Below are 7,584 nucleotides of genomic sequence, written 5' to 3'. Positions count from 1 at the left end.
TAGTTCATTCGGGCCTTATAAAAAGCGACTGTCGAAATGTCGAGCGGTTTCCTCTGATTATCGTAGAAATTTAATAGTTCACAAAATTGGGAGTTCCCCTTTTGCGCAAACATTTGAAGCATCAATGTGAGCGGGGTCGTTTTCCTTTTTCGGGTAAAAGCTTGTGGGTTCCCTTCGCGGATATCTTCCAGATAAATCGTTTGGGCTTCTTCAATATATTCCTGAAATACCGTCAGTTGGACCGTCATTTTTTAACCCTCCTTTTGATAAATGAACCATCCTCTTTACATTAAGTATAACGGGAAATATAAAGAGGAGGAATAATATCATCATAAAAAAAGCGAGAATGCATAATTTTGAATGCATTCTCGCTTTTTTACAGTTGTCAAATCGCTTAAGTTAATGACATTGCCCGAAATGGGGGTGCCGGCCTTTTGTTTATTGAAAAGATACACCAATCAGGATTATTTCGCGCCGTCGCCGAACTCCATAGCGACATCAATGAAGATATCATCGCCAAACTAGAAGTCGTTTATAGTCCTATACGACTATAAGCGTTGGGAATCATGCTGCCCATGGAATAATGTAATGACATTCGAAAGTAAACCGTCGTTTTCTGTTTCCTTGTATTTTTCAACAAAAAACAAATAGCGAGAAATCATTTAATGAATGGAGTGGAATGATGGAAAAAAAAATAAATCAAAAAAATCGGGCAACGCGGCGGAGAATCGCTAAGCTGATTGGCATCCCGGTACTGCTATTCGTATCCGGCATTACACTGCTTTCCTTGGCTTTTTTTGATAATGTCTCCTACGCTTTTTACATATCACGGATGTTTTTCCCACAAGAAGTCGCTATCGCTCAGACGAATCTAAACGATAGCAGCACGGTTGTGGAGAAGACAGCCGCAACGACCCAACTCTCTTTTCCGAAATATGGGGAGGAATACGGGACGTTGAGCGTGGATGCGGCAGGCATCGTCTCGCCTGTTTTTGTCGGCGACGATGCAACCCAATTGTTAGATGGTGCCGGCCAATATTATGGTTCCGTCTTTCCGGGGGATATCGGAAACACCGTCATCACCGGGCACACCAATTCAGTCTTCAAGACGCTGGATGAAGCGCAGATCGGTGATGAGATCCGCTTGGAGTTGAGCTATGGAACCTACGTGTATGAAATCAGCAACATCGAAATCAAGAGCAATACCGACGACAGTATTCTGGCACCTTCCGAAGAGCAAATTTTAACTTTGTACACTTATTATCCTTTCGACTACATCGGCAACACACCTGACAGATATGTCGTGACCGCAAAATTGATCGAAGGTAAGCCACTGTCGGAAATCAATTTTCAAGGAGCCTCGTGATGCGAAACATAAAAAAAATCGGCAGAGTGATCCTCAGCTTTCTCCTGATGTTTGTGGTGGTTGCCTTGATCGGAGTCATCTTCATGAAGCAAATCCTGATGAACGCAAGCGACCTCAATCAGCAGTTGGAAGACAGCTCCTACTACACTCAAATAGAGGAAAGCCTGTCCGCTAAATTCAAGACGTTGAGCTTGGAAACATCCATACCTGAGGAAATCTTCGTGGAAGCCGCGATGGACCAACATGGCCTGCAACAGCTTGCCCGCACGAACAATGAACAAGTGCTCAACTATCTGATTGACCCCGACGCAACTTACGCAACGACGACCGCTCGCAGCCTATTCGAGGAACCCGTGACGGCTTATGTTGAGAATTATGCCGCAGGCCACAACCAGCCGTTCGATGATAGCTTGCAAGCGCAGACTGTTGCTGTCATTGATGAAGCCACAGCCATTGTCGGTAGCCACACAATGCTGTTCAATCTGGATAACGTCATTTCTTTCCCGCAATTCCAGACCTTCCGGAAAATGCTGCAAACCGTTCTTGCTTATTTCTATCTCGTGCCGTTGACCTTCTTTTTGATCGCGGTGGCACTCGTCGGTTTGAGCAGGAGACTGCCTCACCGCTCCCTGATTTGGATCGGCAGCGGCTTAGTTTCCGGATCGGCCTTCGTCATCATCCCGGCAATCGTGGCATTGAGTCTTAAGATCCCGCAGCGCATAACTGTTTCAACGGATTATATAAACACCGCCCTGCGCACGTTGGCTATGCATTACACTACACTTTTGTTGGTCGCCGGGGCAATGGTCTTCTTTTTGGGGACAGCCTGCCTTGTTGGCTACAATCTAATCAGCAAAGCCAAGCAAGCGGCCTACTGGCAAAATCGCGACTATGCGACCGAAATGGAACAATACTGATTCATCATCGGGAGACCGATGTATTGAAAGGAGGTGAAAATAGATGAAAAAAGTTATTGTATCTCTTTTGTTTGTATTCGTGTTGTTCTTCGGAGCGCAAGCAAATGTTGCTGCTGCAACTGAAAATGATATCATCAAAACTTTGGTAGCCACCAACTTACCATCCAATTATGTGCAGCAAGCAAAAAATTATTTAAGGTCCAATGAGGTGACTGCTGAAGAAGCGGATCAAATCATTGTCCACATAAATAATGCACAAGCTATCGTGAATGCACGTGGAGCGAAAAGCATGAATCAACTTACGAAAGCTGATAAACAAGCCATCTTGGCTGAGCTTACTGCAACTACTGCTGTATTGGATATTACAGTTACTGTTACTTCAAAAAAGGTCGTGTTCAGTGATGCAGAAGGCACTGTTGTCGCTGCTTTCCCGACAAAGGGAAATGGCGTAAAATAGACTAGCAGCTTAAACGCACTTCGCCGAGTTTGCATAAACGCTTGTGAAACACCCCCGCATAGAACGGAGGCTCCATCATGGACCGCCGCTATGCAGGGGTGTTTTTTTTCGCGGTATGGTCCAGGCCAGGGTCGCAGCTCCGCGCGGTCAGAATAGCCCACTGGAAAAATCCCGGTAAGCTGCCTTCACCTCCGCATAGAGATCCGGGTAGGTCTCACTCAATGAGGACAGTACTCCGATCGCAAGCTGCGAGCTGTGGATAGTCTGGATTTTATGGACACGGATGTAGGAAACTTCCGCATTCAGGCTCAGTTTGGGGTAGCGCTGCTTTTCGACTTTGATGTCGTGGACGGGATCGATGTTCTGGCTGGCGGATACTTTCGAAATCGGAAAGGCAGTGAAATCGCACGGGACTTTATCGTATTCCGCACCGATGATCAGGAACGGGCGCGATTTGAAGGCGATTTTATCCGTTTCGAGATCATGATAGGCAAAACGGGTCTTCACGATGGCACCGATGTAGGCTCGCGTTTCGTTCATGGTTCCAGCACCTCCCCTTCGAATTCCTCCAGTTCATCCAGATAAACATCAAACAATGAATCATAGATCCGCACTTTTTTTGCATCCGCGCGGATATCTACAAGATCCAACAGTTTGGGTCCGGTTGCTTCTGCCGCTGGGATTGGTCTGCTGTTGCGCCAGGATGCTTCGTGGCGCGCCAAATCCGCAAGATACCAGCCTTCGTACTGTCCGTAGGCAAAAACAATACGGTCCAGGATGAATTGTTCGCGCTCCGTCAACTTTTTCATCTCCAATGGTTCGAAGGGATCGTAGCCTTCCTCGAAGAAGAAATGCAGTTCCGGCAGCACCGGTCCCTCTTCCCAGCCTTCAAAGCTTTCCTCGAATAGCGGCTCCCCTACCATAGCCAGACATTCCCGCTGCGCGAAATAAAGCATCGCCTGCAGCTTCAGCTCATTGTCGCCGAACCGGGCTGCCGTATGGTTTTCGTAGGAATAGACCAAATACTTCGCCAGCTGAATCAGCTTCGGCATAACGATTTCCCCTTTCCTGAATTCCCTTTTTGTTTCAGCACCCTTTTATTCATTTCTCAAAAAATTCTTGCCAGACTTCCGCCAAAAAGGCGCCCGCATCGGTCTGGACGGCCAACTGGAAGGACAGCGACTGCGGCACGGGCGTCCGGTTCAGCAGGACGGCGTAAGGGCCATTGAAATAATGGACGAAGCTCGCGGCCGGGTAGACGGCCAGCGATGTGCCGATGACGACAAGCATGTCAGCTGCGCCGATCGCCGCAGTTGCGCGCTCCATCGCCTCCTCATTGAGCATTTCGCCGTAGAGGACGATATCGGGACGCACCATCCGGCCTTGGGGATCGCGCTGGATGCCCTCTGCGTCCAACCTGATTTGGGAGGTGTCGGCGGGTTCGGCCGTTTCGAACGTCCGCCATCTCGTCCCGTTGCCGCGGAGCTCGATAACGTCACTGCTGCCGGCGGATTGGTGCAGATTGTCGATGTTCTGCGTGACGACGGTGACTTCTTTGCCCGTCTGCTCGAGCGCCGCAAAGAAGCGGTGCCCGGCGTTCGGGAGCGCCTGCGAAAAGTCGAAGTGCTCCGCATAATTGCGGAAGAATAGTTTGGGATACGTCTCCAGGAAACCGATGCTGAGCGTCTCTTCGCCGCTGAAATGGCGGCCGCTCAATCTGTCGAACAGCCCGCCCGCCGAACGGAAATCCGGGATTCCACTCTCCGTGCTGATGCCCGCCCCAGTGAAGGCGACGATGCGCTGGGATTTGCGGATCATATCCGCGAAGCGTTCTTTATCGTTCATGCTCGGGCTCCTTTCTGTTGTTGTTCTTTCTGCTTTTATTATAACTTTCGGGAGGGCTGAACGGGTACTATTTCGCATTACCTGCGGGGACGGTTACGCCCTGTCTCGGCTGTTCGGCATGCATTCTTTACGTAATCGCCGACAAACCCTTCCCGCCCAACAGCATCCTCTTCTTATTGGCCGATATATTATTACAAACGCATCCCCATCCATCCAAACAACGTTTTCATCCATTTCCAAAATACAACGTCCCGGCTGTTCCCCTTGATTTATCCGGTGAACAGAATTAACATATATGGTATGAGAAACAAAAATACAGCACAACATCTAGTGTTTTCGCCATAAATAAGGGAGTGATTACTGTGGATGCAACAAAGACCACATTTAAAGCAGGATTCGAAAAATTGAACAAGGACATCGAGCGGTTCCCGCATGTGTTTCCGATCACGGAAGATATGCATGTCACGTATGAAGGCGTGTCCCGCCTCGTCATGCTGGATCGCTATTCCTACAAGGATGCCACCAAAGAAACCTTGTCCGAAGGGGATTTGGTGATTTTGACGGTCAAGGAGGATCCGAAATATCCGGCCCGTGGAACCGGCACCGTCCTTTCCATCAACCATAAGGATCAGACTGTCCGCATCAAGGTTTCCGAGGAATACCAGCACAATATCGACGATTTCGAAGTCGAGGAAGGCGGCATCGTGACGCGCCGGATCCTGACGTTGGACAAACCGCTGGAGCTTTTCTACGAGCAGATCGCGATGCGCAACGCGCATGGCCTGGCCGAGGTCGAAATCACGCCGGAACTGCGCCATGAAGCGTTCCTGAAGTTCTACGAAGAACAGAAAGCCTTGAACTTCATCCCGGCCGGGCGCGTGCTCTACGGCGCCGGCTCCGGTACCGATGTCACCTATTTCAACTGTTACGTCATGCCTTTCGTGCCCGACTCGCGCGGCGGCATTTCCGATCACCGCAAAAAAGTCATGGAAATCATGAGCCGTGGCGGCGGCGTCGGTTCGAACGGTTCGACGTTGCGTCCGCGCCACACAATAGTGAAAGGCGTCAATGGACGCTCTTCCGGCTCTGTTTCCTGGATGGACGACATCGCCAAGCTGACACATCTGGTTGAACAAGGCGGTTCGCGTCGTGGCGCCCAGATGATCATGTTGGCCGACTGGCATCCGGATATCTTCGAATTCATCATTTCGAAGATGCAGAACCCGCGCATCCTGCGCTACATCATCGAAAATTTCGAGGATGAGCAGATCCGCATGCTGGCGAAGGAAAAGCTGCATTTCACGCCTTTTTCGCCTAGGGACATCAATATGTATACAGGCATCGTCAACTACAAGCACATTCCCGGGCATGGCGGTTTTGACGCATCGGTCATCCATGAAGCCGAGAAAAAACTGCGCGATGGCGGCACCTACACCGTCAACAACCCTGAGTTCCTGACCGGCGCCAACATTTCCGTCTGCATCACCGACGACTTCATGGACGCCGTGATGAGGGATGAAGCATATGCCCTGCGATTCCCGGATGTCGAACATTATGACGCGGACGCGATGGCGCACTACGATGCCGAATGGACCAACTGCGGTGATGTCCGCGATTGGGAAGCTGCAGGCAATGCCGTCCGCACCTACCGGACCGTCAACGCGCGCGAATTGTGGCGGCTGATCAACGTCTGCGCCACTTACGCGGCTGAGCCGGGCATCTTCTTCATCGACAATGCGAACAAGATGACGAATGCGATCGCCTACGGTCAAAAAGTAGTCGCGACCAATCCTTGCGGCGAACAGCCATTGGCAGCCTATTCCGTCTGCAATCTGGCCGCCGTCAACTTGGCCGAAATGGTCAACAAGGACCTGCAGATGGTCGACTTTGCCAAATTGGAACAGACTGTCCGCACCGGCGTCCATATGCAGGACAATGTCATCGACTCCACTCCTTACTTCCTGGAGGAAAACAAAAAACAAGCGCTCGGCGAACGCCGGGTCGGCTTGGGGATCATGGGCTTGGCGGATATGCTGATCTATTGCGGCATCCGTTACGGTTCACTGGAAAGCCTGCAGCTGATCGATCAAGTTTTCGAAACAATCGCTGTGGCGGCCTATGAGGAAAGCATCGAGTTGGCGAAAGCGCGCGGCAGCTTCCCGTTCTTGGTCGGACAGACCGGCAAAGAAACGCAGATCCTTCGCGAGTGTTTCATCAACACCGGCTACATGAAAAAAATGCCGGAGCATGTCCGCGAAGGCGTCCTGAAATACGGCATCCGCAACTCGCATCTGTTGACGGTGGCACCTACCGGATCGACAGGCACGATGGCCGGCGTTTCCACCGGCTTGGAGCCATACTTCTCGTTCACTTATTACCGAAGCGGCCGTCTCGGCAAATTCATCGAAGTGAAGGCGGAAATCGTCCAGGAATACTTGGATCGTCACCCGGGTGCCGATCCGAACCAATTGCCGGATTATTTCGTGGCAGCCATGACGCTTTCCCCTGAAGAGCACGTCGATGTGCAGACGACGATCCAACGCTGGGTCGACAGTTCCATCTCAAAAACGGTGAACGCACCGAAAGGCTACACCGTCGATCAGGTCGAAAAGATCTACGAGCGCCTCTATCTGGGCGGGGCCAAGGGCGGTACCGTCTACGTGGATGGCAGCCGCGATTCGCAGGTGCTGACACTGAAAGCCGAAGAGAACGTTTGGGACGAGGAAGCCAAGCTTGAGGAAGAGAAAGAGCACATCAAAATCAACAAGGACAAAACTTTCCTGGTTGATTCGATAGCCAACCTCGCCTCAACCGATGTCACGATCGGCAACGAAATCGGCGACACTTGCCCGATCTGCCGACAAGGTACGGTCGAAGATCTTGGCGGCTGCAACACGTGCACGAACTGCGGCGCGCAACTGAAATGCGGATTGTAATCACATAAAAAAACCGAGCGAGGCCACCCGATTTGGATGAGCTGCGCTCGTTTTTTTTTTGTT

The 7,584-nt window shown here is 50.9% G+C and carries 7 protein-coding genes and 1 pseudogene; 4 read left to right on the top strand and 4 right to left on the bottom strand.

Features of this window, described 5'->3' with window-relative positions; all coding sequences use genetic code 11:
* Positions 1-248 (bottom strand): annotated as a pseudogene (locus BM184_RS06775) (IS4 family transposase); the annotation flags it as partial.
* Between the two features lie 434 nt (positions 249-682).
* Here BM184_RS06775 and BM184_RS06770 point away from each other — a divergent pair.
* Genes BM184_RS06770 through BM184_RS06760 form a run of 3 tightly spaced genes read left to right on the top strand, consistent with a single transcriptional unit; the run spans position 683 to position 2,740 of the window.
* Positions 683-1,366, top strand: a complete 684-nt coding sequence (locus BM184_RS06770) for a class D sortase (protein ID WP_177208573.1) — start codon at positions 683-685, stop codon at positions 1,364-1,366.
* Positions 1,366-2,283, top strand: coding sequence for a hypothetical protein (locus tag BM184_RS06765; RefSeq protein WP_086943103.1), 918 nt, complete (start codon positions 1,366-1,368; stop codon positions 2,281-2,283). Before BM184_RS06770 ends, BM184_RS06765 begins: the two co-directional genes overlap by 1 nt.
* Positions 2,284-2,326: 43 nt before the next feature.
* Entirely contained in the window at positions 2,327-2,740 is a 414-nt protein-coding gene (locus BM184_RS06760; protein ID WP_086628536.1) for a hypothetical protein, read from the top strand.
* Positions 2,741-2,887: 147 nt separating this feature from the next.
* Here the strand turns inward: BM184_RS06760 and BM184_RS06755 are convergent, their stop codons facing one another.
* The 3 genes from BM184_RS06755 to BM184_RS06745 are packed head-to-tail and all read right to left on the bottom strand — an operon-like array spanning position 2,888 to position 4,663.
* Positions 2,888-3,280 (bottom strand): hypothetical protein, encoded by a 393-nt coding sequence (locus BM184_RS06755; RefSeq protein WP_086943104.1) that lies wholly within the window; start codon positions 3,278-3,280, stop codon positions 2,888-2,890.
* Positions 3,277-3,792: a Panacea domain-containing protein gene (locus BM184_RS06750; RefSeq protein WP_086943105.1), complete on the bottom strand. Its 516-nt coding sequence runs from the start codon at positions 3,790-3,792 to the stop codon at positions 3,277-3,279. The genes BM184_RS06755 and BM184_RS06750 overlap by 4 nt, the downstream gene beginning before the upstream one ends.
* A gap of 49 nt (positions 3,793-3,841) precedes the next feature.
* Positions 3,842-4,663 carry an NAD-dependent protein deacylase gene (locus tag BM184_RS06745; RefSeq protein ID WP_086943106.1) on the bottom strand — a complete coding sequence of 274 codons (822 nt, stop codon included), beginning with the start codon at positions 4,661-4,663 and terminating at the stop codon, positions 3,842-3,844.
* A gap of 284 nt (positions 4,664-4,947) precedes the next feature.
* Between BM184_RS06745 and BM184_RS06740 the strand changes: the two genes are divergently transcribed.
* Positions 4,948-7,521, top strand: a complete 2,574-nt coding sequence (locus tag BM184_RS06740) for a vitamin B12-dependent ribonucleotide reductase (protein WP_086943107.1) — start codon at positions 4,948-4,950, stop codon at positions 7,519-7,521.
* Positions 7,522-7,584 lie beyond the last annotated feature (63 nt).

It is taken from the genome of Trichococcus pasteurii (genome assembly GCF_900112935.1).
In the GTDB taxonomy this organism is placed as follows: Bacteria; Bacillota; Bacilli; order Lactobacillales; family Aerococcaceae; genus Trichococcus; species Trichococcus pasteurii.
This window is presented reverse-complemented; position numbering and strand designations above follow the sequence as displayed.